A 26,569-nucleotide genomic window follows, 5' to 3' on the forward strand; every position below is an offset into this window, starting at 1 on the left:
TTGCTTTTCTTTTTTTACTAAAATAAATTAGGCAAGTTGATAATCATTTATAATTATTTATAAAATAATTAACACATAAATTTAATAATTTAATTTAATAGGAGAATATATGGCTAAAAATACATGAGAAATTGCTAAACAAGCAATTGAATCTCACGATAATATTTTTATTTTTCATCACATTAGACCTGATGGTGACTGTTTAGGTTCGCAATTTGGTTTAAGAGAATTAATTAGAACAAACTATCCTGAAAAAAGAGTTTTTGTATTTGGAGATACCGGTGGAATTTTTCCTTTCTTTGAATGAGATTTTGATAAATTTGAAGATGTTCCAAAAGAATGCTTCGAAAACTCACTTGGTGTTGTTGTAGATGCTAATTCATCAAATAGAATTCAATTTGCACAATACATTCTAGATAATAACTTTACTCATATGTTAAGAATTGATCATCACCCTGTTGATCCAGATATTAACTATGACTATACTTGAGAAGATGCAACTTTTGCTGCAGCTGCAGAACAAATCGCTTATATTGCAATGAAATCAAAATGAGTAGTTACTGATAAAGCTGCTAAATATACATATTTAGGTATTAATACAGACTCAGGAAGATTCCAATACGAATATGTTCAACAAAGAACATTTGACGTAATGTCTTATTTACATAAAGGTAATAATTTTAGAGTTTGAAATGTTAACTTTGAACTTTCAAAAAGAGACGAAAGAAAAGTTAGATTTGCTGCTTATGTTTTATTAAACTACAAAAGTGATGGCAAAGTTTTATACTTCCATGTTACAAAGAAACTTCAAAAGAAATTTAAACTAAATGATAATGAAGCTAATGATGTTGGTATTTTAGCAAATATCGGTGATTGCAAAATCTGAGTTTTATTTATTGATTTACCAGATGGTAATATCAGGGCACGTGTAAGATCAAATGGTATTTGAATTAATCATATTTGTGCTAATTACAAACCAGGTGGTGGACACGAAGTGGCTTCAGGAGCAACATGTCATTCAAAACATGAAATGAAAGCCTTAATTGAAGACTTAAAAGCTGAGGTTTTAAAGCATGATAACAATTAGCAATGAAAGACTTGAAATTTTTAAACAAATTGAAGAAAAGATTAAAAGTCATAAAAATATTGTAATCTTTCATCACATTAGACCTGATGGCGACTGTTTAGGTTCACAATTTGGAATGAAAAATTTAATAGAAGAAAATTTTCCAGATAAAAAAGTTTATACAGTTGGAGATACAAAAGGTATTTATCCTTATTTAGATTTTCCAATGGATAATCTAGAACTTAAAAAGTTAGACGATTCATTAGCAATTATTGTTGATGCTAATTTCAAAGAAAGATTAGAATGTCGTGAATATTTAGATAATAATATTTTTGATGAAGTAATTAGAATTGATCACCACCCAAACGATGATGATTTAAATGCTTCATTGGTTTGAGTTGATAGATATTCACCTGCTGCCGCACAACAAGTGGCTGAAATTGCCTATGGTCTAAATTGAAAGGTAAATGAAAAAGCAGCAACTTATTTATATTTAGGAATTTATACTGATTCTGTAAGATTAACAACTAATTTAACGAATGATAAAACAATGTTTTTAGTTGCTTGATTATGATCAAAAGGTGCTCAAAAAGATTTATTACATGAAAACATGGCTAAAAAATCCTTAGAAGACATACGTATTAATGCTTTTATTCAACAAAATATGAAAATTAAGAATGGTGTTGTATCATTTTACTTTTCTTTAGAAGATCAAATAAAACTTGGTATTAATGATCCTTTAAAAGCAAATCGTCCTTTTGTACTAGCTTCAATTGATGATAATAAAGCCTGAGTATTTTTTACACAAGAAAAAGAAAACCAAATCAGATGTGAATTTAGATCAACCGGAGCATGTGTAAGAAACGTTGCTGTTAAATGAGGTGGTGGTGGGCACCACAGAGCTTCTGGTGCGCAAATTCAAGATAAAAATCTAATTCCTCAAATTATTTCTGATTTAGAAAAAGAAATAACAATTTTAGAAAATTACGATAATAATTAAAAAAGTAATTAATAATTAACCAAAAAAGGAGAATCTATTTTAAAAAAAAGATTCTCCTTTTTGCTTGAAAAAACGTCAAAAATGCCAATTTTTTGACTTTTTTTTGCCTTTAAGAATTTTGTTCTAAAATAAAAGTAAGTAATTGGCTTAAATTACTAAAAAAATTTTAGAAAGGATATATATGCTGATTTCTAAACAAAAAATAAGTTATTATCTATTTGTACTAATATCTTTAATCATCGGCATTAGTATGTTAGTATTTAGAGATTTTCACGGAATGCTTAGTTATTATGCTCACGTTGGCTTAATATTTGCTATACCATTATGAATGACAATTAATATTTTAATCACGCAAAATAAAGACGATTTAAGAAAGTTCTTTTCTTTTAAGAAAAAAAGCTGATTTTTATCAAATAAACATAAATTAACAATTTTAAATTTTGTATTTTCATTATTTATTGTCGCTAGTTATTGAGTTTTATTTTTCGCTGGTTTTCAATTAACTGGAAAAATAATATTTTATTCGGAAGAATTTGCAATAGCAATGTGCATTTTAACTTTATGAATGTTATATCAATTAAGCCTAGTTATTAAAAAAAAAATAAGATTAAATTATTTTTAGTTATTGTTAATGTTATTAACTTAAGTTTATTTTTATTGTTTGTAATTACTTTTATAACTTGACTTTCATTATATTTAACTATAGGAAAAACAAACCCTGATTTTTACGATACAGAATATAATTACTTTAGCATTTGTATAAATATTTTTACATTATCAGGTATTCTTTTTGTATTTTTAAAATCGCTTTTATTTACTTACTTAAAAATGAATAATAATTCAATTAAAGCAAGCGTTTTTCCTTTATTACATTTTAAAAATATAAATATAGCTATAGAAAAAAATGAGAAATTAAATTTAGCTCTTTGAATAATAAATTCATTATTTATAATCTTAATATCTTCGTTAGTTTTATTTTTATTTTTCGATGTTCAAACTCCAATTATTGTTTTATTTATTTTAATAGTTTCCTCATTTATTACCAAAATTCTAACTGTCTCTTATCAAAAAGAAATCAACGACTTACAAAATATGAAAACCTTTCAAATTAAATAATTAATATGAATAAAATATTTTAAGTTAAAAAACTAAACCCAAAATAGAAACGGTTTAGTTTTTAATTTTTTAGTTTAACCCTTGAAAATCATCAAAAATGAACAAATTTTAGCCTTTTTTGCGGTTTTTTTGATTTTAGTTTTAAAATAAAATGTGAGAAAGAGGTTTGCTTAAATATTATAATTGTTCCCCGCTTTTATAAATATTTGTATTATAGTTTAACAATGATAAGAAAAATATAGTTTTCTTTAGCGAGCACTGATAAGCTAAATTTATGTAAACTCTTTCCAAATTTTGATTAATGTTAGCGAACAAAATAACACATATAATATTAAGATTAGATTTTAACAACGAAAGTTGATATTCATTTAAAGTCAAAATTTCATTTTGAAAAAACTGCCTAGTTATAAAATTCTAAATTTTTTAATTTCAACATTTTTTTAAATTCACCATTTTCTTATATATATTATTTAATTGTTTAAGTTGTCCTTTTCTTTGCATTTTTTTAATACAAAGTTTTATTTCATGAAATTTTATAATTTGTATATTTTTTATTATCCCCAACCTTTACTTTATATATAGATTTTTTATAATATTAATACCCATTTTCTATCTCGGTATATTGTTGCGTAAAATATGCAAGATTTTTCCCTATTGCATAAATAATTAGCACTCCTTGCTTTCAATATTGTTATATTCCCAAATAATTAAAATTAAATCTATAAATGTTATAAGTTTTTTCTCCTAATATCTTTCATAAGCTCTTATCATACACATATTCAATAAATAAGAAAACCTCTCATCTATAGTCTGTTACGTTTTAGTTTTCACGTGACAAATCTTCTATGAAAGATCAAAACCTTAATATTGTTAATTTCATTATTTTTTTTAAAATCAAGTTTTCTAAATTTTAAAATTTACCTTTTTAAAAGATATTTTGTAAATCCTAAACATTAAACAAAATAAAACCGACCCCTGGCCGGTTTTTTCATTATTTTAAATTTCAAAATTATTTTTTTAAAAAATTCTTTTCGTAAATATAATCGTCAGCAGTATGATAAATTTGTCTTATGTAATCAAAATAAGTTTTATACTTCTTAAAATCACCTTTTCATACAAATTTCTTATTTAAGCTTTTTGAAAAATCAATGACTAAGTATAAATCAAAATATCCAAATTCTTTAATTCCATCGATGATCATTTTTTGCATTAACATTCTTACTTTTGGTGAATTAATATCAACATCTTTTTTATAGTGTTTTTGTTCTATTTCGGCAAAAGCAGCAAAATATATATTTAGGCTTGGAATTTCTTTACTATATTCTTCTAAAAATAAATTATTAATCTCTCTTTCTTCATCATTAAGCTTACATTCGGCAAAAATTTTATTAACATCAACTGCCTTCTTAGCATATTTATTTTCCGACTTAATAATTAAAAATATTTTTACAATTATTAAAATAAAAATAATAATAAAAATTGATCCAAAAATATATGAAGATATTACTCCGCCTTTATTTATATTTCCAAAAACCTTAGCCGCCGTTAAGAAAAGAATAACACCAATAACTAAGAAAAGAAAAATAAATATAAATCCAAAGATGTTAAAAATAGTATCTTTTTTAAAACTCTTTTTTGCTTTTTCATCCATTAGATTATTTCTCCTTTATATAATTTTAATTTTTTGTTGTTTAAATATCCTCTGCCTTCTTTAGCAATAAACTTATCATTTAACTTTGTAGCATCAGCACTAAAATTAACTCATATTTTTAATAACGAAGCGCCAACACCGTAAGTATCAACTGGAGTATTTTCATCTTCAAATTCTTTAATTCTTTTTGCATTAAAACCCGAAGAAACTGTAATTTTTACATGTTTACCGCCATTAGCATCTAAGGCTTCACGTAATCTTTTTACTTGATTTTGAGTTACACCATATTCCGCTTCACCTTCGCTAAACATTTTATCTATTAAGGCTTTTGATGTGTCTATTCTAACTGCTTTTAATTTATTTTTAAAAACTTTTAAGCAAGCTAAAGAGTCTGATATAACATCATTATGAAAATCTACTAAAGCATATAAATCATCTTCTGGAAAGGTTTTATGATATGCCTCAACTGCTTTAACAACATCGCCTTCAAACATTTGAATTAAGGCATGAGGCATACTTCCAAAGGTATGCGCCTTGTCATGATTAGAAGATGCCAAAGTTGAATGGTTATAGATACCTCCGACTTTTAGCGCATAAGCATCATTTAATTGATTAATATAATGATCCGCTCGATCAGCCATACTTACAACATTTTTTCCGTTTGCTGCTTTTACAACGTTATATGCATTTGTTGCTATTGAAGTTTGTCGAGCTAAAATTCCATCAATAATTCCTTCTCAAATTCCAAAGTCATAATAATGTCCCTCTAACTCTAAAACTACTTCACGATTATGAATAATTGATCCTTCTTCTAAATATCTTATTTTATATTTAGAGGTATCAGTATTTTTGCATAAAAGGCGAATAACTTCGTTTATTCCGCAAAGTTTAACATTGTTATGGCGTTGAAAAAATTGTAATGTTACAATCTCATTACGACGATGTTTTTCAGCTATTTTTTTAGTTTTAAAAAAATAAATTGAAATATAATCTTTTAATTTCATAACACCTTCTTGTTTTCTTATATTGTTAAGTTAAGTTATTTAATTGTAATATAATATATAAATTATATATTAATAACTATCGCAAATAAATATTAAAGAGGATTAAAATGGACAATATGCAAAAGAAAACAATCAATGCACAAAAGTTATGTAAATCACAATTTTTTGTTGGAATGATCTATTTAGTTTTATTAGTTGCCTTTATTGGAGTTTTACTTGCTATTTATGTAAGTAATAAAAGTGCTAAAGGAAATTGAATAGTAAATCCAGCTTACATTATAATTACTATTCTTTTTAGTTTAAGTATTATTTCTATTATTGTTACATCAATCTATGGATTAAAATATGCAAAAGAAATAAATGATTCTAAATTACATTATTACTTTTTATTATCTGCTATTTTTATAATTCCCCTTGTTTCATTTTATTGCACAATCGCCTCTGCTACAAGAATGTATAATTATTTTGAAAAAACCAAGAAACAAAAGAAAAACAAAAAACAACAAGACTAATTATTTGCTTGTTGTTTTTATTAATTCTTATTTAAATAGGAAAGGTTGTAATTTATTTTTATATCATTTTGTTTTTTGGATATAATGAACAACAATATGTTGAACTATCGTAAAAATACCACCTATAATTCAATAAATTTGTAAACCAGCACTAAAGAATAAACCTATAAAGGCAAAGATAATAGGAATTAAAATTGCTTTCTTGTTTGACTTTTTCATTGCTGCTCTTTGATAAGCATCAGCACGAAGTGATTTCTTTTTACGTCATCTTAAAATCTTCGGCATAAACTGCGCAATTAGTTGAATTACTACCGAGAGAATAACAATTGGTAAGTACTGTAGTTCTCCGACTTTGAAAATTCTAAAGATTGAAGTTGCTGAAAGTTGAATTGTATATAATGTTGCTTGTTTAATTTCAGGCGATGTAGAAATAATTCTAAATACAACAATTAAAATAGGTAATGTTATAAATGAAGAAATTAATTGTGCAACAGGAGAAATTTTCTCTTTCTTATATAGTTCGCTAATTTCCATTTGCTTACGTTGGTTCATTTGTTTATCGCCTTTGTAAGCTTCATATTTAGCTTCAATTTTAGCTTTCTTTTGGTTTAATTCTTCCATTTTAATTGAACTAAATACAGTTTTTAGTGTTAGGAAGAATGTGATTAATCTAACAATAATAACAGTTACAACTAAAGCTAATACAACACTTCATCCAGTGGTTCCTAATGCTCTAATAATTGAGTTCATAAATTGAGCTACTGGATATACGAAGAATCCATAGAATGGACCTTGTTCTCAATGTTCTTTGTAAGTTGTAATTGGTTTATTAGGTACAAAAGCATCTGCAGACATTAGTCTATTTTTTCAACTATCTGGTGAATAGTTACCCGCTTCGTTAATAGAAGAAAAAGTATATGTTGAAATTTCTTTTCCTAATTTACTATCTTGAGTTTTAAATAGTGATTGATTTAAAGAAACCATTCCAGCATAGTTTTTCATCATAGAAGATGTTGAAAGGAATAATGTGTTAAGTCTTTCACCATCTTTTTCACTTAATCCCTTACCTGGACCTATAAGTTCTTTATAACTAATGATAAAGTCATTTCATTCTTTTATTAAGCTATATTTATCTAATTGTCTTAATTCAGCAATTGATTTTCCAGTTTTTGCTGATAAGGTTTCAGCAAAACCAGATCTGTTTTTATCATCATTTACTCATAATTTAAATGTTTCTGCTAATAATGAAGTAAAAATATCAGCTAAGAATAAGTTATAAATATTTGAACCAGCAATTCCTGTAAGTTCAACTTTTGCTAATTCCATATTTTTAATATGTGAAAAATCTGTTATAACTTCAATTTTACTTTCGGTTGAACCTTCAATTGGAGTGTGTTTTTCGTAAGTTTCAAAACTAATTGCATAAGGTAAATATACATCATTAATTTTACTTACAGGGTTATAGAATTTAGTTCTACCTTCACCCTTGTCATTACCAAAGTTTAGGTAAATATGGTTTGCACCATTACCATAAATAACACCTCTATGTCCATCTTCATCCTTAATTTCAATATTTGAAATATTTTTTCAATCTTTTGAATGGTTTGAAAAAGTGTTACTTCCTTCTTTTGGAGCTTGTAATTGTAAAGCAAATGAAGAACCACCGTAAATTCCGTATTGTCCTCCAGTTTTTGCATCTTGTTCTCTTAAAGATTTAATTTGTTTTTCATCTTCAAGACCTAGATATGTGTTGGCTACTACACCGGCATCGCTATTTAAGTTCGGAACAAAGAATTCGTTTCTTTCTTTGTTTCATCTCAATGTAGCAACATTAGGAGAAATATAATCGCTTTTTGTATATATTTCTTGACCTGAACCGACTTTTGTACCTGATTTAGTAGCAATTGACTGAACGCAACCTACAAGCCCAATTGAAATAAAGAAGAAAATTAAAACTATTCTTACTCATTTCCAAATTTTTTTTCAAATAGCTTTAGGTTGTTTACTTTCAGGCGTTTGATTAATTCTAAAAGAATCGTAATGTTTAGAACTATTTCTCTTTGCCATCAGTTATCCTTTCATAGATTTTATGAACAGCTTGAACTTTTTCATCCCATGATAAAGAAAAAAAGTTTTTTCTAGCTATTAAAACGGTGTCATAATTTATTTTGCTTATGTCCATTTTTCTTAAAATAGATCTAATTTGATTTCGATAGTGATTTCTCTCAACTGCATTAGCAAATTGCTTTGGTATTGAAATTCCGCATCTAAAAAAATTAGATTTAGCAAAATAAATAATTAAATTTCGTGAAATGACTTGATTATGTCCACCAAGAATTCGTTGGAATTCTCAATTTTTTTTAACAGTATTTTTTTTATTCATATGTTTAATTATTTTGAATTAATAAAAAGTATCAAACTATTTTTCATCTGATACAGTTAGTCTACGTCTTCCTTTTGCACGTCTTGCAGCTAAAACTTTACGGCCATTTTTTGTTTGCATTCTAGCCATAAAACCATGAACTTTAATGTGTTTACGTTTTTTAGGTTGATATGTTCTTTTCATAATCTCTCCTTTTCAAATGTTTATTTAAAAATACTTCTAATATTTTACCAAAAAAGTTAAAAATATAAAAACCAAATTATTAATTAATAAATTAATAAAGTTAATATAAGAAATCACTAAACAAAATTCTATTAATTTTTAAAAAGTTTTCCACTTTTAAAATAAGAGTTTTAAACATTTAATACTCTTTTTTACAAAAATAATGTTATTAAGTATTTTTTGTATTTTTTTTCAATTTAAATTAAGTGAAAAAAACAAAAAGTTTAATGTCATTAAAATGTCAGTAATTGAAAAAAATAATTAATTTTGCTTTACAAAAATTGCTATTTAAAATATAATTTTAAAATATGAAATATCAAGAAAAAGAATTAGACTTAAATGTAAGTAATCAAATGTTACAAACTGAGTTAAAAAATACAGCTAATTACAATATGGAATACGAAACATTTTTTTCAAAACTTAAATTAGTTTGTGTTGTTGAAGGGCATGCTTATGTGTTAGCACCAGTGTATTTAATTGAGAATTTAAAAACTATTTTCTATCAAAGTATTCAGCGGGCAGTTAACAATGTTTTAGATAAAAAAGTTGTCTTAATGTTAATTTCTTCAATTACTGAAATTCAAAAAATTGTTGATACTGAAGAAGCAGAAAAGATAATTAACAATCAAAAAGCAAGTAATGTAAAAAATAATTTAACTTTTGATAATTATGTTATTGGTAATTTTAATAAGATTACATTAAAGGCTGCAAAACAAATTTGTATTCAATATAACGATAATTACAATCCTTTATTTATTTATTCAGGTAGTGGTTTAGGAAAAACACATTTATTACATGCTATTGGTAATGAGTTTACAAAAGGCAATAAAACCTGCTTATATATAAATCCAGACAGTTTAACAAGAAAACTAGTAGAACAATTAAAATTAAGAAATCAAGAAGAAATAAACAAAATTGTTGATGAACTTACTTCATATGATTGTTTAATGTTTGATGATGTCCAACAATACGGAAATAAAGAAAGTACTTTAAATGTATTATTTAATATTATCAATACAATGAAAACAAATGAAAAACAAATTATCTTTTGTGCTGATAAAAAACCAAATGAATTAGGTGGGTTTGAACAAAGGTTTTTAACAAGATTTGAAGGTGGCTTAATAATGGAAATTAACGACCTTCAATTAGATGATGTGATTACAATATTAAAATTTAAACTTAAAGAAAATAATATTAATCCTGATTTATGAGAAGAAGAATCATTAAGATATATTGCAAGAAACTTTTCTTCTTCAATTAGAGCATTAGAAGGAGCAATAAGCAGAATAAAATTATTTGCTGAAGGTGATGATTTCTTTACTTATGATCTTCGAACAATAAAAGGGATTTTTAAAAATGTAACAAAAGCAACTGAATCTATTACCCCGGAAAGAATAATTGAAACAGTAAGTAAATATTATGGAATTGACAAAAAGAAAATTTCATCAAACACAAGAGTAAAAGAAGTTGTTATACCAAGAAAAATTGTTATTTACTTATTAAAAAATAATTTTGATTTTACACTTAAGGAGATTGGAAAACTTGTTGGTGATCAAGCACACTCAACAGTTATCGCTTCACTAAATTGAGTTGATGCTAATTTACAAAGTAATTCTGCTTTAAAAATAGCTATCGAAAAAATTCAAAATACATTAAAGAAAGTAATATAAAAAGGAAAAAATATGGAATTAAAAATTAATAAATTATTATTAGATAATGCAATTGAAAGAGTTGCTAAAGCGATTGAACCTAACCCCTTTATTCCGGAATTGAAAGGAATTTTATTGATAGCTGAAGGAAATAAAATTACTTTAATTGGTTCAAATGGTTCAATTAATATTAAACACGATATTGAAACATCATTAGATGCAGAAATTTTATTGCCAGGAAGAATATTAGTTGATTTATCTTTATTTAGAAACATAGTTAAGAAATTAGATAACGATATTATCTTAAAATCAAAAGAAAACACCTTAGAATTAATAACTGAAAATGATCACTTTAGTTTAAATTTATATAACGTTTTTGAATATCCAATGCCAGATTTTTCAATTTATGGTGAACAAGTTAAAATTAACTGACAAAAATTAAAAAACATGGTTAGAAATGTTGGTGTTGCTGCTTCAGTTTTAGAAACAAACATTATTTTATGTTGTATTAATATATCAGCGCAAAATAATCAATTAAAACTAGTTGCAACCGATAAATATAGATATGCTGAAGAAATTCTAGAAATTGATTCAAATGTTAACTTTAATATTTCAATCCTAGCTAAAAACTTAAAGGATGTTTTAAACTTTGATTTTAACGGCGATGTTATTCTAAATGTTTCAGATCAAAAAATATTATTTGTTTTAGATGGTACAACCATTGAATCAAAAGTTGTTGATCAAGTATATTTAGATGTATCAAAAATTATTCCTAAAAGTTTTGCTAATGAGTTAATTATTACTAAAAAAGAATTAAATAATTTACTAAATAAAGCATCGGTTATTATTTCTGAAAACTACAATAAAATTAGATTACACATTGCTCAAGATGTTTTAACAATTTCATCAACAAGAGAAGAAATTGCAAATGCAGAAATCAAGACACAAAAATTTAGTTATACTGATAGCGAATTAAAACTCGCTTTAAACTCAAGATTTTTAAAAGATGCAATCCAAAGTTTTGATGAAGATATAAAATTATCTTTCACATCTGACAAAATGAGAATTGTAATTACATCTGATTCTAACCCTAAATTATTTCATTTAATTACGCCACAAAGAGGATTCTAATGAAGGTTGAAATATACGGAAATGAAATTAAATTAAGCCAATTTCTAAAGAAACTTAATTTATGTCGAACTGGAGGAATGGCAAAGTATTTTTTAACCATTCATACAGTTAAAATTAATGATAGAATTGCTAATGGTAGAAATGCTACAATCCGTGTCGGCGATACTGTTTGAGTAGATGACCAAATTTATTTAATTAAACAAGCACCTGAACAAAAACAATAAAAAAATAAAAAAAAATTAAATTAATATAAAATATTAACATACTATTTACATAATTAAGGAGACAACATGCCAGGAAGAGATCAATTAACAGGTCAAAAAGCATTAAGTGGAAACAAAAGATCACACGCTTTAAACACATCTAAAAGAACATTTGACCTTAACTTGCAAAAAGTAACTGTTAAAACCGAAAACGGCGCTAAAAAAACTGTTAGAGTTACAGCAAAAAATGCTAGAACTTTAAAAAAATACGGTTTAGTAGCTTAATTCATATATATAATAAGTTCTTGGATTACCAAGAATTTTTTATTATTATTAAAAATAAAATAAGGATTTTTTAATGGAAGAATTAACATTATTTGTTTTAGCTGAATCTGAAGAATTTGATTTAGACGTAGATAATAATTTATTAGAACAAAAACTTTTTGAGAAAAACTCAATAGTTTTATCTTTATATTTAAACAAAAAAATAAATAAAAGATTTGCAATCTTAATATCAGGTGTTGGCAAAGTCAATGCTGCTTTTTCATTAACTAATTCGCTTGCAATTTTGAAAGAAAATAATTTTCTTGTTTCAAAGATTATTAATTTAGGGCCTGCTGGTTCTTTGAAATTAGATAAAATTGGTGAAACTTATTTAATTGATAAAGCCTATTATTATGATGTAGATTTAACAGCAATCCCTAATTATAAAATTGGACAATTACCAAATAGCCAATATGAGTTTGAAACTTCCTTAACTTTAAATAATCAAATTAATAATTATTTAGGGTTAAATATAAAAAGAAAGAATATATTAAGTGCTGATCGTTTTTTTAATCAAAAAGATATTAATAACATTGAAACAAACTTTAATAATATTTCACTACTTGATATGGAAAGTACTTCTTTAATTCATTGTGCTAATAACTTAGGAATAGAAATTTCTAGCCTAAAAATTGTGTCTGATTTATTAAACGAAAAAGAAAATTTTTACTTAACTAAAAAGGAAGTTTGAAAATCAAAAGTTACAGAAATTTTAGAATTACTTATTAGAGGTTTATAATATGAAATTAAAATATATCGATATTCACACACACCCTTTTAAAGAATATTATGACGATCCTTATCAAATAGTTTCAGATTGAAAAACTCAAGATATGGAAAAATTATTTATTGTTGGAACCTCAAAAGAGGATTCAGTTGAACTTTTAGAATTATGTAATAAAGATAAAGATTTCTTGCATCCTATTATTGGAATTCATCCAACTTTAGCTACAGGCCAAAAGGATGGCGACTTTTTAGAATCTATTATTACAAAAGATGTTATTGGAATTGGTGAAATTGGATTAGATTATCATTATGATGATTCTCCATCTAAAGAAATTCAATATGAAAGTTTTATTGCTCAACTTGAAGTGGCTAAAAAACATAATATTGTTGCAATGTTACACATTCGTGATGCACTAGATGATGCTTTTGAAATAATTACAAGAAAAGAATACAAAGACTTAAAGATTGTTATGCACTCATTTAGTGGTGATTCAGATTTTGTTAAAAAAGTTTTACCTTTTGAAAATATTTATTTTTCAATTTCTGGAGTTGTAACTTTCAAAAACGCCAAACCTTTACAAGAAGCAGTTTTAAATATCCCAATTCAAAGAATGCTTTGTGAAACAGATACTCCTTATTTAGCACCAACTCCTATGCGTGGCAAACCAAATATTAGTCCATATGTAAAATACACATATCAATATATTGCTAATTTAAAAAATCTTAGTGAGGAAGAATTTGTAACTCAAATAAGAAAAAACATTAAAAAGGTATTTGGTATTTAATATGGAAGTAATTGCAAAAAAAAGTTTTGGGCAAAACTTCCTAATTAATAAAAAGATTCAAAAGCAGATAGTTGAAGCTGCTGAAGTAAAAGATGAGAATGTTATTGAAATAGGTCCAGGATTAGGGGCAATAACTAATTTATTAATAAATGAAGTTAAAACATTAGATGCTTATGAATTAGATAAGGAAATCTTTAAGCTTTGAATAGAGAAAAAATTACCACAAAACATTAATTTTATTAATCAAGATTTTTTAGAATCAAATTTAGCTTTTGATTCTAAAAGAGTGGTTGTTGGAAATATTCCATATAATATTACTTCGCCAATTATTTTTAAATTAATAGAAAATCATCACTTTATCAAAAGGGCTATTATAATGGTTCAAAAAGAAGTTGGTGAAAGATTAATAGCCTTAAATAGTACTAAAAGTTATAGCAAATTATCAGTTTCAATTCAAAGTGTCGGAAAGGTTTCTAAAGTTTTAGTCGCAAGGGCAAAAAATTTCAGCCCGGCTCCTAAAGTTGATTCAATGGTTGTTAAAATAGAATTTTTTGAAAACCTTGATTTTAACTTAGAAAATTTTCTTTCATTCATTAAAAAGTGCTTTCAATTTAAAAGGAAAACACTAATTAATAACTTATTATCCGATTATAATAAAGATACAATCATCAAAATTTTTAATGATTTAAACATCAATTTATTAGAAAGACCAGAGAACATCAGCATAGTGGAATATAAACAATTGTTTTTAGAATTTTCAAAAATCATTAAAAATTCATAAAATAAAAAAATAAATTTTTATATATATTATAATATTGAATATATTTCTCAAAAAATATATTAACACACAACCCACAAGTGTGTTTTTATTTACTTTTTTTTCTAAAAAATAAAATTAAAATTTTTTAAAAAAGGCTTATAATATTTAAGCAATAAAAAAATAAGTGTTGCCACCATAGCCAAACGGCCAAGGCATAGGTCTGCAACACCTTGATTACCGGTTCGAATCCGGTTGGTGGCTCCAATAAATGCGCCCGTAGCTCAATTGGACAGAGTGTTTGGTTACGGCCCAAGAGGTTGCGGGTTCGACTCCTGCCGGGCGCGCCAAATCAGTAAAAATGACCGAAAAAACGCATTTGCGTTTTTTTATTTTTTTGCCTTTTATTTTATAGGTTTAATAAAAAATAATAAAATAATTATGTGGGAAACCTTTTTTAAAAGTTTTACTCACAAAATTATTTAAGGAGCATTTATAAAATATGACACAAATGAAAAACAAATTTAAAAACGTTATTGTTAAGGTTCCAGCATCATCAATGGTGGATGGAATCACATCAGCCCCAGAACTAGGGAAACCAATTTACGATTTAGCATTAGTTCAACACGATAAATATATCGAAGCACTAAAGAGCTGTGGTGTTAATGTTACAGTTTGTCCAAAAAACGAACAATTCCCAGACTCATGCTTTGTTGAAGACACAGCTGTAATTGTAACCGGTGAAATTGCAATTTTATCTAACCCCGGAGCAGCTTCACGTAATGGTGAAAAACACGAAATGTTACCATATCTAGAAAAATTCTTTGATAAAGACCATCTATTCAAAATTGAATCACCAGGAACATTAGATGGTGGTGATGTTATGATGGTTGGCGACACATACTATGTAGGTATGTCAGAAAGAACAAATAGAGAAGGAATTCGTCAATTCCATAACATTTTAGCAAGCGTAGGTAAAAAATGCATCCCAGTTCCAATGACTGAAATGCTTCACTTAAAAACAGGTGTTAACTACTTAGAACACAATAACTTATTAATTTCAGGTGAATTCTTACACTATCCAACATTTAAAGACTTCAACCAAATCGTTGTAGATAAAAGTGAAGGATATGCAGCAAACTGTATTTGAGTAAATGAAACAGTTATTGTTCCCGAAGGATATCCAAATGTTTTAAAAGCAGTTCAAGACTTAGGAATCTACAGAGTAATAACCTGTGATACATCTGAATATAAAAAATTAGACGGTGGACTAAGCTGTTTATCATTAAGATTTTAATTAAATTAATTAAAAATCTAAAAAATACGACAAAGCCTAAAAACTTTGCCGTATTTTTATTAACTTTTTTTATTTAAATTTTTTAATTAAACTAATTCCTGTCATTTCGCTAGGTTTTTCAATATCTAAATAGTCTAAAATAGAAGGAGCAACATCGCATAAAGAACCATTGTTAAGTTCAATTGTTTTATCGGTAGTTATAAACATAACCGGATTATTAGTGTGTTTTGTTGCTGGCTTATTATTTTCATCTTCTGTTACTTCAGCATTACCATGATCAGCAGTTATAAATCAGGTAACTTTATCTTTATTTTCTGAAACGTATTTTAGTATACGTTCAAATTGTTCATCTAAAAATTCAATAGCTTTTATTGTTGCTTTTAAATTACCAGTATGTCCAACCATATCTGGATTAGCATAGTTCATAATTACAAAATCATAATCTTCAATTTTATTTAATAACTCATCAGTAATTTCTTTGGCTGACATATGTGGATAATCTGCAAAAGATTCAGCCTTGATGCTATCAACCAAAACTCGATCTTCATTTTTATAAATTATTTCTTTTCCGCCATCCATAAAGAAAGTTACATGTGCATATTTTTGTGTTTCGGCTAATCTTAATTGTTTTAAATTATTATTAGCAATAACTTCTCCTAAAGGATTATTTACTTCCATTTCTTTAAAAGCTATTTTTGAATCTATTCCTTCATATTTCATTAATGAAGCAAATAGATTAACTTTTATATTATTTTTAGGTTGATAATTATATAAATTACTGTTTAAAATTAAATGGCTTAGTTGTCTTGCTCGATCTGGTCTAAAATTAAAAAATATAACATTGTCATTTTCTTTTAAAAATAAGCCTCTTTCATTTTGAGCAGGAATAAAAAATTCATCATATATTTCTTTTTTGTATTGTTCTTCTATATAAGCATTAACATCCTTAAAAACATTTTGACTTTTGCCTAAGATAGCTTCTAAAGCAAGTTCATTTCTTTCAAAAATTTGATCACGATCCATAGCATAAAAACGGCCCGAAATACTTGAAACTGGATAATTAAAATCTTTAGACAACTGATTTAATGTTATTAAAGAATCATTAATTGATTGGGGTTTAACATCCCTACCATCACCAAAGATATGAATAGAAACTTTTTTAAGTCCTTTTTCATTAGCTAATTTTATTATTTCAAATAAATGATTATCTAACGAATGAACACCGCCATTACTTAAAAGACCCATTAAATGTAACGTTGTATTGTTTTTAATTGAATCATCAATTAATTCATTTAACACTTCATTTTTCTTAAAATTACCGGTTTTAATTTCATTATTAATTAAAGAAAGTCCAGTGTAAACAATTCTTCCGGCTCCAATATTTAAATGACCAACTTCTGAATTTCCGATTTGATTTTTAGGAAGGCCAACAAATTCTCCTGAAGCTTGTAAAACTGAATTAGGACACATTGCAAATAAATAATCGAAAATTGGATGAAATGCTTGTGCAAAGGCATTACCTTGTGTCTCTTTTCTTAAACCAAGCCCATCAATTATTGTTAAAATTATTTTCTTTTTATTATTCATTTATTACCCCTTTAATTTATTGTGAATTTGACTTATTTAAAATAGAAATTTTATTTTAATTTTTAGGTTTATATTTAACACTAAACTATAAAAATTCTAATACAAAAAATATTTAAAATCATATTATCAAATATTAATTAAATAGAAAAAATGGGAAAAAGAAGGCTTAAGTGCCATTTTTTAAGGTTTGTATCAATAAAGTTATATAATTAAGACACCTGTTATATATTAAATTTTTATATCTTTTTTATCAAATATATTAGTAAATAACAGGTGTAAAACTTTATATTTTTTATTTTTAAATCAACCTCACTTTCAAACAAATTTCAATATATTCATTGAAATAAACAATTATACATTTTTTATATTTATTATTTAATATAAATCAAATCAAGAAATTTTAAAATTTAAAAAAGGAATAAATATATTTATTATGAGTCCAAAAGCAAAAAAATCTTTAATTCTTAGTGGAATTATTGGTGGTGCAGTTGCTGCTCCAATATTATTACCATTAATTCCATATGCTGTGCAACACACACTAGTAAATAAAGAAATTAGAAACAATCCAAAAGCATTTTTTGACAGACGTGTAGAAAACGCTATTGCTGACAGTGGATTAGATACAAAAGTTGCTGACCTTGAAGACGCAATTAAAGCCTTAGAAGCAGAATATAACGCCTTTGAAGACAAAACAACACCAGAAGCACAAGCTAAAAAAGCTGAACTTGACACTAAAAAAGAAGAATTAGTAAAAGCAAAAGCAGATTTAGAAGAAGTTAAAACAGAAGCAACCTATAAAGCAACAGAAGTGTTAGCTCAACTAGGTGATGCAACAATTAACAAAGAAAACGAAAAATATACTGCACAATATGTAGTTTTAGCTTATGCAGATTTTAAAGCATCTTTAGCAAAACTTGGTGAAACAGTTGATGTTAACTATCCAAATAAAGAAGACGTTGAAAAAATTAGTGAATTTTACCAAAGCTGAATTGACAAATTTGACAAAATCAATAAAAATAACTTAAATGTTACATCAACAGCTTGAGTAAATGGTTTAAAATATGACTGAGAAATTGCTAAATCAATTTATGCTTCAGAAAGCCGTTTAGTTGGTTCATACTTAGAATGAGGTCTATCATATGCATATCCTATTAATGCATTCTATGACACAATTAGTGAAATTAAAGGGCCTACAGCAACTAAAGTTTTAAACAACTTAAAAGAAGGTTTAGAATCAAATGTTGTTTTATCAAAAGTTGTTATTAAAAACAACGTTAAAGCATTTTTATCAGCATTTTACAGTGAACAATTATTAGCTTTTGCTAAAGGAACAGAAACTGAAAAATTAGTATCTGATATTATTAATTCAAATACTACATTAGATAAAGAAACCAAAGACTTCCATTTATTCTATGTAAATGAATACTACAAAGGTTCAGATCATGGACAAGGTGAAGATTTAGCAGATCTAAAAGTTTTAAAAGCTAATACTTATAAAGAAGTTGAAAATACAATTGAAGTATTTGATGAAACAGATAACAAAACATACAAAGTTTACGGTTTAGGATTAACAGAAAAAGACTTAACAGCTAAAAATGTTGGGTTAAACTCTATTAAAGGTTCAGAAAGTACAACAACCGGTAAGAAAATCTATGACTCAATTCTAAAATTCTCTACAACATCAAATGACTCAGCTCAAGAAGTATTTGAATCAGGATACCAAACATCTAAAAAAGCTTCAGAAAACATGATTTTAACAGCAAAAGCTGTTGCAAAATTAATTACCGGAACAGATAAAGGTGTTTGAAACCCAACTGTTAAATATGATGCTGATGGTTTAGGGGAACAAGAAGCTGCTGACACTGTTTTAAATATTAGAGATGCAGAAGGAAATATTAATTTACCTGAATTCAATAAATGAATGAACCAAGAACAATTCTTCTTTGGTCGTGAAGAATCAACATACTATACTCCAGAAGTTAAACAAGCATTAGAAAGTGATCCTAAATTAGCCGATGCTATTAAAAACTTAAAGAACTTAGGATATGAACCATTAAAAGGATCAAATGAAAAATATGGTTCAATTACAAATGATCAATTCTATTATGGAGCATTAGAAGCATTTAAAGGATACAACCAATTTAGAGATGCTACAATGGAAGAAGGATTTTCATACTTTCCTAACCAAGTTCCAAGATATGGTATTACAACATATCAATACTCAAGACGTGGAGACGAAGGGGTTGGAGCATATAACGAAAGAGCTCAAGTAGAAAAAGATGCATTTGGTGCATTTATGTTTAATGCTGATCCATACTACAGCTTACCAAAATGATCAGTAACTTCATTTGCTAACCACGAAAGTGTTATGGGACACCACAACCAAATTTACTACGCTCAAAAATTCTTAAAAACAATTGATGGCTTAACAATTGGTGATATCTTTAGTTATACTTCATATGTAGAAGGATGAGCTCTATTTATGGAATGATTTGGAATTGAAGCGGGATTATATGGAACGCCAGACTTTGAAAGCACAGACTACTATGCATTACCAAAAGACTTTAGATTAGCAAAAGGTATTACAAACTTCTTAACAACCACAGTAAAAGAACAAGTAACTGATGAACAAGTAGCAAAAATTAAAGATCTACACGGTGGAGTTTACTGAAAATTAGCAGTTTCACAAAATGAAATAAACGACGATAAAGAACACGCTCTAAAAGCAGTTGAATTAGCTAACATGTTACAATACTTTGGTGCTTTAAATGAAGCTCAATTACGTAACATGAGACGTGCAGTTGATACAGCTTACCATGGTGATTTATCAGCTGGAAAAGAAGACCTACCTGCTGGTGCATCTATTAAAGATGTAAGAGCATTCTTAACAGCTAACTCAGCTTTAGGTATTGGTGACATTACTTCAGAATCAAAACGTTACTTAAACCTACCTGGTCAAGCAACATCATATAACTCAGGTAAAGAAGCAATGTTAAAACTATATGATAGAGTACGTAAATCAAAATATTTAACAAGAGAAAACTTTGTTTCAAATAAAGAAAACATTAAAGAATTCTTAAACCTATTATTAGAAACAGGTGCTTTACCACTTGACACACTAAAAGAAATCGTTGAATTACACTACAAGTTGTAATAAATAAATTTAAAAACGCCGCGAAAAACCGCGGTGTTTTTAAATATACATTTTTAATTGCAAAACAAAATTTAATTTTTTCATCTTTTATTAGATAGAATTAAATAACCTGTTATTTTAAACAGGTAATAATTTATAAAGATTTTTATAAAAATAACTTAAATTAAAAAAGGATTTTTAAATTTTATTATGACCCCAAAAACAAAAAAAGGTTTAATTATTGGTAGTGTTGTTAGTGCTGCTATTGCTGCACCAATTTTATTACCAGTTATTCCATATGTAGCGCAAAAAGCATTAGTTAACAAGGCTAATATTGAAAAAAATAAATCATTAGAAGAAAAATTCAAATTGGCTGAAGAAAAAGCAATTACTGATAATGCTGAACAAAAAAGAACAATTGATGCTAAAAAAGAACAATTAAAAACCCTTGAAGCTGAATATGAAGCAATTGAAGATAAAAATTCAGCTGAAGCAAAACAAAAAGCTGCTGAAATAAGAACTTTAGATAAAGAAATTGAAAAATTAGATGCTTTATATGAAGCAAGTATTGCTGAAGTAATCTTACCTTCTTTACAAGAAATCGCTGAACAAGGTGATGCTAGTTATAATGCAGAGAATTTCAAATATACAGCTAAATATGTTGTTTTATCATACAAGAAGTTCTTAAAATCACTAAGTGAATTTAAAGCAACTGTTGACGTAAACTACCCAAATAAAGAAGATATCGCAAAAATTGATAAATTCTACCAAGGATGAATAGATTCATTTGCTAAGATTAGTGACAAAAATTTAGATGTTACTTTAACAGCATGAGTAAGTGGTCTAAAATATGATTGAGAAATTGCTAAATCAACATATGCATCAGAAAGCCGTTTAGTTGGTGCTTATTTGGAATGAGGACCAGCTTCTGCTTACCCAATTAATGCATTTTACAATACAGTCACAAGAATTAGAGGCCCTAAAGCCGCAAAAATGTTAGCAAACCTAAAAGAAGGTTTAGCTTCAAATATTGTTTTATCAAAAGTTGTTATCAAAAATAACGTTAAAGCAATTTTATCAAGATTCTATACAAAAGAATTATTAGAATTTTCTAAAGGAAGTGAAGATTCTAAGAGTGTTGCAGATATTATTGATGCAAATACTACAGTAGATCAACAAACAAAAGAATTCCACAAATTCTATGCAACACAATACTATACAGCTTCAAAACATGGTATTGGTGAAAACCTTGCTGAATTAAAAGTATTTAAATCAAATGACACATTAAATGAATTAGAAAACACAATTGAAGTATTTGATTCTTCAACTAATCAAGTAGTTAAAGTTTATGGTTTAGGTTTAACCGAAAAAGACCTAAATGCTAAGAATGTTGGTTTAAATGCAATTCCAGGTTCAGAAAGTACAACAACTGGTAAGAAAATTTATGATGCAATTTTAAAATTTGCTACAACATCAAATGATTCTTCACAAGAAGTTTTTGAATCAGGTTATGAAACATCTAAAACTGCTTCTAAAAACATGGCTTTAACAGCAAAAGCCATAGCACAATTAATTACTGGAAGTGAAAAAGGTGTTTGAGCTCCTACTGTTAAATATGATGCTGACGGTTTAGGATCAGGTCAAGTTGAAAATGTTACTTTAAACATTAGAGATGAAGAAGGAAATATTAATTTAATTGAATTTAATAAATGAATGAACCAAGAAGAATTCTTCTTTGGTCGTGAAGATTCTTCATACTATAGTGAAGCTAAGAAACAAGAACTAGATAATGATGCTACTTTAGAAGATGCTAAGAAAAACTTAAAAGATTTAGGATATGAATTCTTAAAAACTTCAAATGATTCTTACGGTTCAATTACTAACCAACAATTCTACTACGGAGCATTAGAAGCATTCAAAGGATATAACCAATTTAGAGATACAACAATGGCTGAAGGTTTCACATACTTCCCTAAACAAGTTCCTAGATATGGTATTACAACTTATGAATATTCAAGACGTGGTGATTCTGGAGTCGGCGCTTATAATTCAAGTGCTAAAGTAGAAAAAGACGGATTTGGTGCATTCATGTTTAATGTTGATCCATACTACAGCTTACCAAAATGATCAGTTACATCATTTGCTAACCATGAAAGTGTTATGGGACACCACAACCAAATTTACTACGCTCAAGAATTTTTAAAAACAATCGATGGCTTAACAATTGGAAACATTTTTAACTATACTTCTTACAAAGAAGGATGAGCTTTATTCATGGAATGATTCGGAATCGAAGCTGGATTATATGGAACACCAGACTTCGAAAACGAAGACTACTATGCATTACCATCTGATTTTAAAACCGCAAAAGGAATTACAAGCTTTGTAAAAGCAACAGAAGCTGCTAATGTAACTCCAGAAGAAATCAACGGAATTAAAGAATTACACGGAAGTGTATACTGAAAATTAGTTTCTTCTGTTAATGCTATTTCTGATGAAAAAGAACACGCTCTAAAAGCAGTTGAATTAGCTAACATGTTACAATACTATGGTGCTTTAAATGAAGCTCAATTACGTAACATGAGACGTGCGGTTGATACAGCTTACCATGGTCAAGTAACAGGAAAAGAAGACTTACCTGCTGGAGCATCAATTCAAGATGTAAGAAACTTCCTAAAAGCCAACTCAGCCTTAGGTATTGGTGACATTACTTCAGAATCAAAACGTTACTTAAATTTACCTGGTCAAGCAACATCATATAACTCAGGTAAAGAAGCAATGTTAAAACTATATGATAGAGTACGTAAATCAAAAGGTTTATCAAGAAAAGACTTCGTTTCAAATAAAGAAAACATTAAAGAATTCTTAAACCTATTACTAGAAACAGGCGCTTTACCACTTCAAACATTAAAAGAAATTGTTGAAAAACATTACGGTTTATAATAAATAATTTTAAAAACACCGCATAACAAAGGCGGTGTTTTTAATATATTTTTTGTATAAAAACAGCAAAAAATGTGAAGAATTCTTGCCAAAAAAATAAAAACTCATTTTTACTTTTTAAAAGGTTACAATTAAGTTACCTGTTTATATTTATAAAAAAACAGGAATTTTTTCAAAACTATATGTTTTATTAAAAGTAAAGGAATATAAAATTTGAATATGACTCCAAAAGCAAAGAAAGCTGCTATGATATCGGGGATTGTAGCAGGCAGTGTTGTCACAATTGGTTTATTAGCAATAATCCCAATTGCTATTAAAAGTAGATCAACAGATACTGGGAAAACAGACAAGAATAAAGAATTAGAAGACAAATATATAAAAGCAGAACAAGATGTTATTAAAGCTAATACTGAATATAAGAAATTATTAGATGAGAAATCTAAAGATTTAGCAAATCTTCAAGCTGAATATGATGCTATCGATGATAAAAAAACTCCTTCAGCACAAGCAAAATTTGAAAAAATGGATAACCTTTTACAAGAAGTAAATAAGTTAAAAGAAAACTATGAAAGGGTAATCAACGAAGCTATTTATGAACCATTAAGAGATATAGCAAAAAATGGTAATGCTAAGGAATATCCTGCAATTTTAAAATATACCGCAAAATATATTGTTTTAGCATATCGTAAATACAAAAAAGATCAATTCGAATTTGGCAAACAAATTGATTTAAAATACCCTAAGAAAGAAAAAAGTTGCAGAAATTGTTAATTTCTATCAACAATGAATAGATAATTTTGATGAAATAAACAAAAATAATTTAGATCTTACATTAACTGCTTGAGTTAGAGGGTTGAAATATGATTGAGAGATTGCCAAATCAACCTACTTATCACAAAGCAGATTATTAGGCGCTTATTTTGAAGCAGGATATTCTTTGGCATATCCATTAAATCCATTTTATAATTCAATTAATCGAATGACTAGACTAAAAGCAAGTAAAATGCAAAAACTTCTCAAGGAAGGTATCGAATCAAATATTGTTTTATCAAAAGTTGCTATTAAAAATAACGTTAAGGCTTTTTTATACAATTTCTATTGAAAACAATTGCTAGAATTCTATAAAGGAACAGATGATGAAAAAAGTGTTGTTGAAATTATTGATGCAAACAAAACTCTTGATTCTCTAACAAAGAAATTTCATAAATTTTATGCAACAGAATATTACAAGGCTTCAAAGCATGGATTAGGTGAAAATATTGAAACTTTAAAAGTTCGTAAAACTAATAATGGTAACCTAGAATTGGAAAACTCAATTGAAATATTTGATAAAGAAAAAAATGAAGTAGTCACAATTTATGGTTTAGGTTTAACTCATAAAGACTTGAATGCTAAAAATGTTGGTTTAAATGCAATACTTGGTTCAGAAAGTACAACAACTGGTAAGAAAATTTATGATTCAATTCTAAAATTTTCTACAACATCAAGTGATTCAGCGCAAGAAATATTTGATTCTGGCTATAATGATACAAAAACAACTACTAAGAATATGAAACTAATAGCAAAAGCTATAGCTAGATTGATAACTGGAAATGATAACGAAGAATGAAGACCAACAGTTAAATATGACTCTGATGGTATAGGCAAAAATAAAATAAATCATGTTACTTTAAATATAAGAAACGAATTAGGTGACATTAATTTAGAAGCGTTTAACGTATGAATGAATCAAGAAGAATTCTTCTTTGGGCGTGAAGATTCTTCATACTATACCGATGAAAGAAAAACACAATTAGAAAACGACCCCGAATTGGCAGAAGCAAGAAGAAACTTAAAAGAATTTGGATATGATTTTCTAAAAGATTCAAAAGACACTTATGGTTCAATTACTAACAAACAATTCTATTATGGTGCTTTAGAAGCATTTAAGGGATATAATCAATTTAGAGATACAACAATGAAAGAAGGTCTTACATACTTTTCTAAACAAGTTCCAAAATATGGTATTAAAACCTATAACTATTCATTGCGTAAGAAAAGTGGAGTAGGAGCATATAACTCAGAAATTCATTTTGAAAAAAATACTTCTGGTTCATTTATGTTTAATGTTGACCCATATTACAGCCTACCAAAATGATCAGTAACATCTTTTGCAAATCATGAAAGCGTTATGGGACATCATACCCAAACTTATTATGCAAAACAATTTCTTAAAAAAGTAGATGGTTTAACAGTTGGTAATATCTTTAATTACACTTCTTACAAGGATGGATGATCTCTATTTACGCAATGATTTGGAATCGAAGCCGGTTTATATGGAACACCTAACTTTGAAAATAATGATTACTATGCTTTACCAAAAGACTTCAAATTTGCAAAAGGTATTACAAATTTTGTTAAAGCAAAAGAAGTAAAAGATGTAACTCCAGAAGAAATAAACGGTATGAAAGAATTACATGGTGGGGTTTATTGAAACTTAGTTTCATCAGTTAAACCAATAGAAGATGATAAAGAACATACTCTAAAATCAGTTGAACTAGCTAACATGTTGCAATACTATGGCGCTTTAAATCAAGCTCAATTAAATAACATGAGACGTGCAGTTGATACAGCAATACATGGTCAAGTAACAGGAAAAGAAGACTTACCTGCTGGAGCATCAATTCAAGATGTAAGAAACTTCCTAAAAGCCAACTCTGCTTTAGGTATTGGCGACATTACTTCTGAATCAAGACGTTACTTAAACCTACCTGGTCAAGCAACATCATATAACTCAGGTAAAGAAGCAATGTTAAAACTATATGATAGAGTACGTAAATCAAAAGGTTTATCAAGAAAAGACTTCGTTTCAAATAAAGAAAACATTAAAGAGTTCTTTGATTTATTATTAGAAACAGGTGTTTTACCAATTGAGACCTTAAAAGAAATTGTTGAAAAACATTGCAATTTATAATTTATTAATTTAAAAACCAGCAAAAAAAGCGCTGGTTTTTAGTATTTTTTTTGATAAATTAAAAATAAAAATTTTTTTTGCAAATTTATAAAAAAGTATTATAATAATATAGCATTAAATTTATTTA

23 protein-coding genes and 2 tRNA genes are annotated in these 26,569 nt (G+C 27.1%); 19 read left to right on the forward strand and 6 right to left on the reverse strand.

What is annotated here, in order from left to right; translation table 4 throughout:
- Nucleotides 1-109 precede the first annotated feature (109 nt).
- The 4 genes from ACQW0Y_RS00185 to ACQW0Y_RS00200 all read left to right on the forward strand — a co-directional run bounded on the left by ACQW0Y_RS00185 (nucleotide 110) and on the right by ACQW0Y_RS00200 (nucleotide 3,182).
- Complete coding sequence (locus ACQW0Y_RS00185) at nucleotides 110-1,087, forward strand: DHH family phosphoesterase (RefSeq protein WP_427867192.1); 978 nt, start codon at nucleotides 110-112, stop codon at nucleotides 1,085-1,087.
- The gene (locus ACQW0Y_RS00190) at nucleotides 1,074-2,066 is read left to right on the forward strand and encodes a DHH family phosphoesterase (RefSeq protein WP_427867193.1); all 993 of its coding nucleotides are present in this window, start codon (nucleotides 1,074-1,076) and stop codon (nucleotides 2,064-2,066) included. Before ACQW0Y_RS00185 ends, ACQW0Y_RS00190 begins: the two co-directional genes overlap by 14 nt.
- Before the next feature lie 181 nt (nucleotides 2,067-2,247).
- Nucleotides 2,248-2,688 carry a hypothetical protein gene (locus ACQW0Y_RS00195; RefSeq protein WP_427867194.1) on the forward strand — a complete coding sequence of 147 codons (441 nt, stop codon included), beginning with the start codon at nucleotides 2,248-2,250 and terminating at the stop codon, nucleotides 2,686-2,688.
- 206 nt (nucleotides 2,689-2,894) lie between these two features.
- On the forward strand, nucleotides 2,895-3,182 hold the full coding sequence (locus ACQW0Y_RS00200; RefSeq protein WP_427867195.1) for a hypothetical protein: 288 nt from the start codon (nucleotides 2,895-2,897) through the stop codon (nucleotides 3,180-3,182).
- 1,009 nt (nucleotides 3,183-4,191) lie between these two features.
- On the opposite strand, the gene ACQW0Y_RS00205 is transcribed toward ACQW0Y_RS00200, so the two are convergent.
- Both ACQW0Y_RS00205 and ACQW0Y_RS00210 read right to left on the reverse strand, forming a co-directional pair.
- Entirely contained in the window at nucleotides 4,192-4,833 is a 642-nt protein-coding gene (locus ACQW0Y_RS00205; protein ID WP_427867196.1) for a hypothetical protein, read from the reverse strand.
- Complete coding sequence (locus ACQW0Y_RS00210; RefSeq protein ID WP_427867197.1) at nucleotides 4,833-5,837, reverse strand: nicotinate phosphoribosyltransferase; 1,005 nt, start codon at nucleotides 5,835-5,837, stop codon at nucleotides 4,833-4,835. The genes ACQW0Y_RS00205 and ACQW0Y_RS00210 overlap by 1 nt, the downstream gene beginning before the upstream one ends.
- 107 nt (nucleotides 5,838-5,944) lie before the next feature.
- Here ACQW0Y_RS00210 and ACQW0Y_RS00215 point away from each other — a divergent pair, with 107 nt between their 5' ends.
- On the forward strand, nucleotides 5,945-6,349 hold the full coding sequence (locus ACQW0Y_RS00215; protein WP_427867198.1) for a hypothetical protein: 405 nt from the start codon (nucleotides 5,945-5,947) through the stop codon (nucleotides 6,347-6,349).
- Between the two features lie 27 nt (nucleotides 6,350-6,376).
- Here ACQW0Y_RS00215 and yidC read toward each other — a convergent pair whose 3' ends face one another.
- Genes yidC through rpmH form a run of 3 tightly spaced genes read right to left on the reverse strand, consistent with a single transcriptional unit; the run spans nucleotide 6,377 to nucleotide 8,915 of the window.
- On the reverse strand, nucleotides 6,377-8,416 hold the full coding sequence (yidC, locus tag ACQW0Y_RS00220) for a membrane protein insertase YidC (protein ID WP_427867199.1): 2,040 nt from the start codon (nucleotides 8,414-8,416) through the stop codon (nucleotides 6,377-6,379).
- Complete coding sequence (gene rnpA, locus ACQW0Y_RS00225) at nucleotides 8,400-8,732, reverse strand: ribonuclease P protein component (RefSeq protein ID WP_427867200.1); 333 nt, start codon at nucleotides 8,730-8,732, stop codon at nucleotides 8,400-8,402. Before rnpA ends, yidC begins: the two co-directional genes overlap by 17 nt.
- 36 nt (nucleotides 8,733-8,768) lie before the next feature.
- Entirely contained in the window at nucleotides 8,769-8,915 is a 147-nt protein-coding gene (gene rpmH, locus ACQW0Y_RS00230; protein WP_004416307.1) for a 50S ribosomal protein L34, read from the reverse strand.
- A gap of 347 nt (nucleotides 8,916-9,262) precedes the next feature.
- Between rpmH and dnaA the strand changes: the two genes are divergently transcribed.
- From dnaA to ACQW0Y_RS00280, 10 genes are all read left to right on the forward strand, one after another.
- Complete coding sequence (gene dnaA, locus ACQW0Y_RS00235) at nucleotides 9,263-10,624, forward strand: chromosomal replication initiator protein DnaA (RefSeq protein ID WP_427867201.1); 1,362 nt, start codon at nucleotides 9,263-9,265, stop codon at nucleotides 10,622-10,624.
- Between the two features lie 12 nt (nucleotides 10,625-10,636).
- The gene (gene dnaN / locus ACQW0Y_RS00240; protein ID WP_427867202.1) at nucleotides 10,637-11,734 is read left to right on the forward strand and encodes a DNA polymerase III subunit beta; all 1,098 of its coding nucleotides are present in this window, start codon (nucleotides 10,637-10,639) and stop codon (nucleotides 11,732-11,734) included.
- Nucleotides 11,734-11,958 (forward strand): RNA-binding S4 domain-containing protein, encoded by a 225-nt coding sequence (locus ACQW0Y_RS00245; protein ID WP_427867203.1) that lies wholly within the window; start codon nucleotides 11,734-11,736, stop codon nucleotides 11,956-11,958. Before dnaN ends, ACQW0Y_RS00245 begins: the two co-directional genes overlap by 1 nt.
- 66 nt (nucleotides 11,959-12,024) lie before the next feature.
- A complete protein-coding gene (gene rpmB, locus ACQW0Y_RS00250; protein ID WP_004416298.1) occupies nucleotides 12,025-12,222 on the forward strand; it encodes a 50S ribosomal protein L28 in 198 nt (65 codons plus the stop codon).
- Between the two features lie 73 nt (nucleotides 12,223-12,295).
- Nucleotides 12,296-13,000 carry a 5'-methylthioadenosine/S-adenosylhomocysteine nucleosidase gene (locus ACQW0Y_RS00255; protein ID WP_427867204.1) on the forward strand — a complete coding sequence of 235 codons (705 nt, stop codon included), beginning with the start codon at nucleotides 12,296-12,298 and terminating at the stop codon, nucleotides 12,998-13,000.
- A gap of 1 nt (nucleotide 13,001) precedes the next feature.
- Nucleotides 13,002-13,772: a TatD family hydrolase gene (locus ACQW0Y_RS00260; RefSeq protein ID WP_427867205.1), complete on the forward strand. Its 771-nt coding sequence runs from the start codon at nucleotides 13,002-13,004 to the stop codon at nucleotides 13,770-13,772.
- A gap of 1 nt (nucleotide 13,773) precedes the next feature.
- A complete protein-coding gene (rsmA, locus tag ACQW0Y_RS00265; RefSeq protein ID WP_427867206.1) occupies nucleotides 13,774-14,553 on the forward strand; it encodes a 16S rRNA (adenine(1518)-N(6)/adenine(1519)-N(6))-dimethyltransferase RsmA in 780 nt (259 codons plus the stop codon).
- Between the two features lie 168 nt (nucleotides 14,554-14,721).
- A tRNA-Cys gene (locus tag ACQW0Y_RS00270) sits at nucleotides 14,722-14,796 on the forward strand.
- Nucleotides 14,797-14,802: 6 nt separating this feature from the next.
- Nucleotides 14,803-14,879, forward strand: a tRNA-Arg gene (locus ACQW0Y_RS00275).
- A 161-nt stretch (nucleotides 14,880-15,040) separates the two neighbouring features.
- The gene (locus ACQW0Y_RS00280) at nucleotides 15,041-15,826 is read left to right on the forward strand and encodes a dimethylarginine dimethylaminohydrolase family protein (RefSeq protein WP_427867207.1); all 786 of its coding nucleotides are present in this window, start codon (nucleotides 15,041-15,043) and stop codon (nucleotides 15,824-15,826) included.
- Between the two features lie 69 nt (nucleotides 15,827-15,895).
- Here ACQW0Y_RS00280 and gpmI read toward each other — a convergent pair whose 3' ends face one another.
- Nucleotides 15,896-17,413 carry a 2,3-bisphosphoglycerate-independent phosphoglycerate mutase gene (gene gpmI, locus ACQW0Y_RS00285; RefSeq protein ID WP_427867208.1) on the reverse strand — a complete coding sequence of 506 codons (1,518 nt, stop codon included), beginning with the start codon at nucleotides 17,411-17,413 and terminating at the stop codon, nucleotides 15,896-15,898.
- Between the two features lie 433 nt (nucleotides 17,414-17,846).
- Here gpmI and ACQW0Y_RS00290 point away from each other — a divergent pair, with 433 nt between their 5' ends.
- From ACQW0Y_RS00290 to ACQW0Y_RS00305, 4 genes are all read left to right on the forward strand, one after another.
- Nucleotides 17,847-20,567: a DUF885 family protein gene (locus ACQW0Y_RS00290; protein ID WP_427867209.1), complete on the forward strand. Its 2,721-nt coding sequence runs from the start codon at nucleotides 17,847-17,849 to the stop codon at nucleotides 20,565-20,567.
- Nucleotides 20,568-20,756: 189 nt separating this feature from the next.
- The gene (locus ACQW0Y_RS00295; RefSeq protein ID WP_427867210.1) at nucleotides 20,757-23,489 is read left to right on the forward strand and encodes a DUF885 family protein; all 2,733 of its coding nucleotides are present in this window, start codon (nucleotides 20,757-20,759) and stop codon (nucleotides 23,487-23,489) included.
- Nucleotides 23,490-23,708: 219 nt separating this feature from the next.
- Complete coding sequence (locus ACQW0Y_RS00300; protein ID WP_427867211.1) at nucleotides 23,709-24,260, forward strand: hypothetical protein; 552 nt, start codon at nucleotides 23,709-23,711, stop codon at nucleotides 24,258-24,260.
- 82 nt (nucleotides 24,261-24,342) lie between these two features.
- A complete protein-coding gene (locus tag ACQW0Y_RS00305) occupies nucleotides 24,343-26,442 on the forward strand; it encodes a DUF885 family protein (RefSeq protein ID WP_427867212.1) in 2,100 nt (699 codons plus the stop codon).
- Nucleotides 26,443-26,569 lie beyond the last annotated feature (127 nt).

The sequence above is a fragment of the Mycoplasmopsis arginini genome, assembly GCF_965278885.1.
Lineage (GTDB): Bacteria > Bacillota_I > Bacilli_A > Mycoplasmatales > Metamycoplasmataceae > Metamycoplasma > Metamycoplasma arginini_B.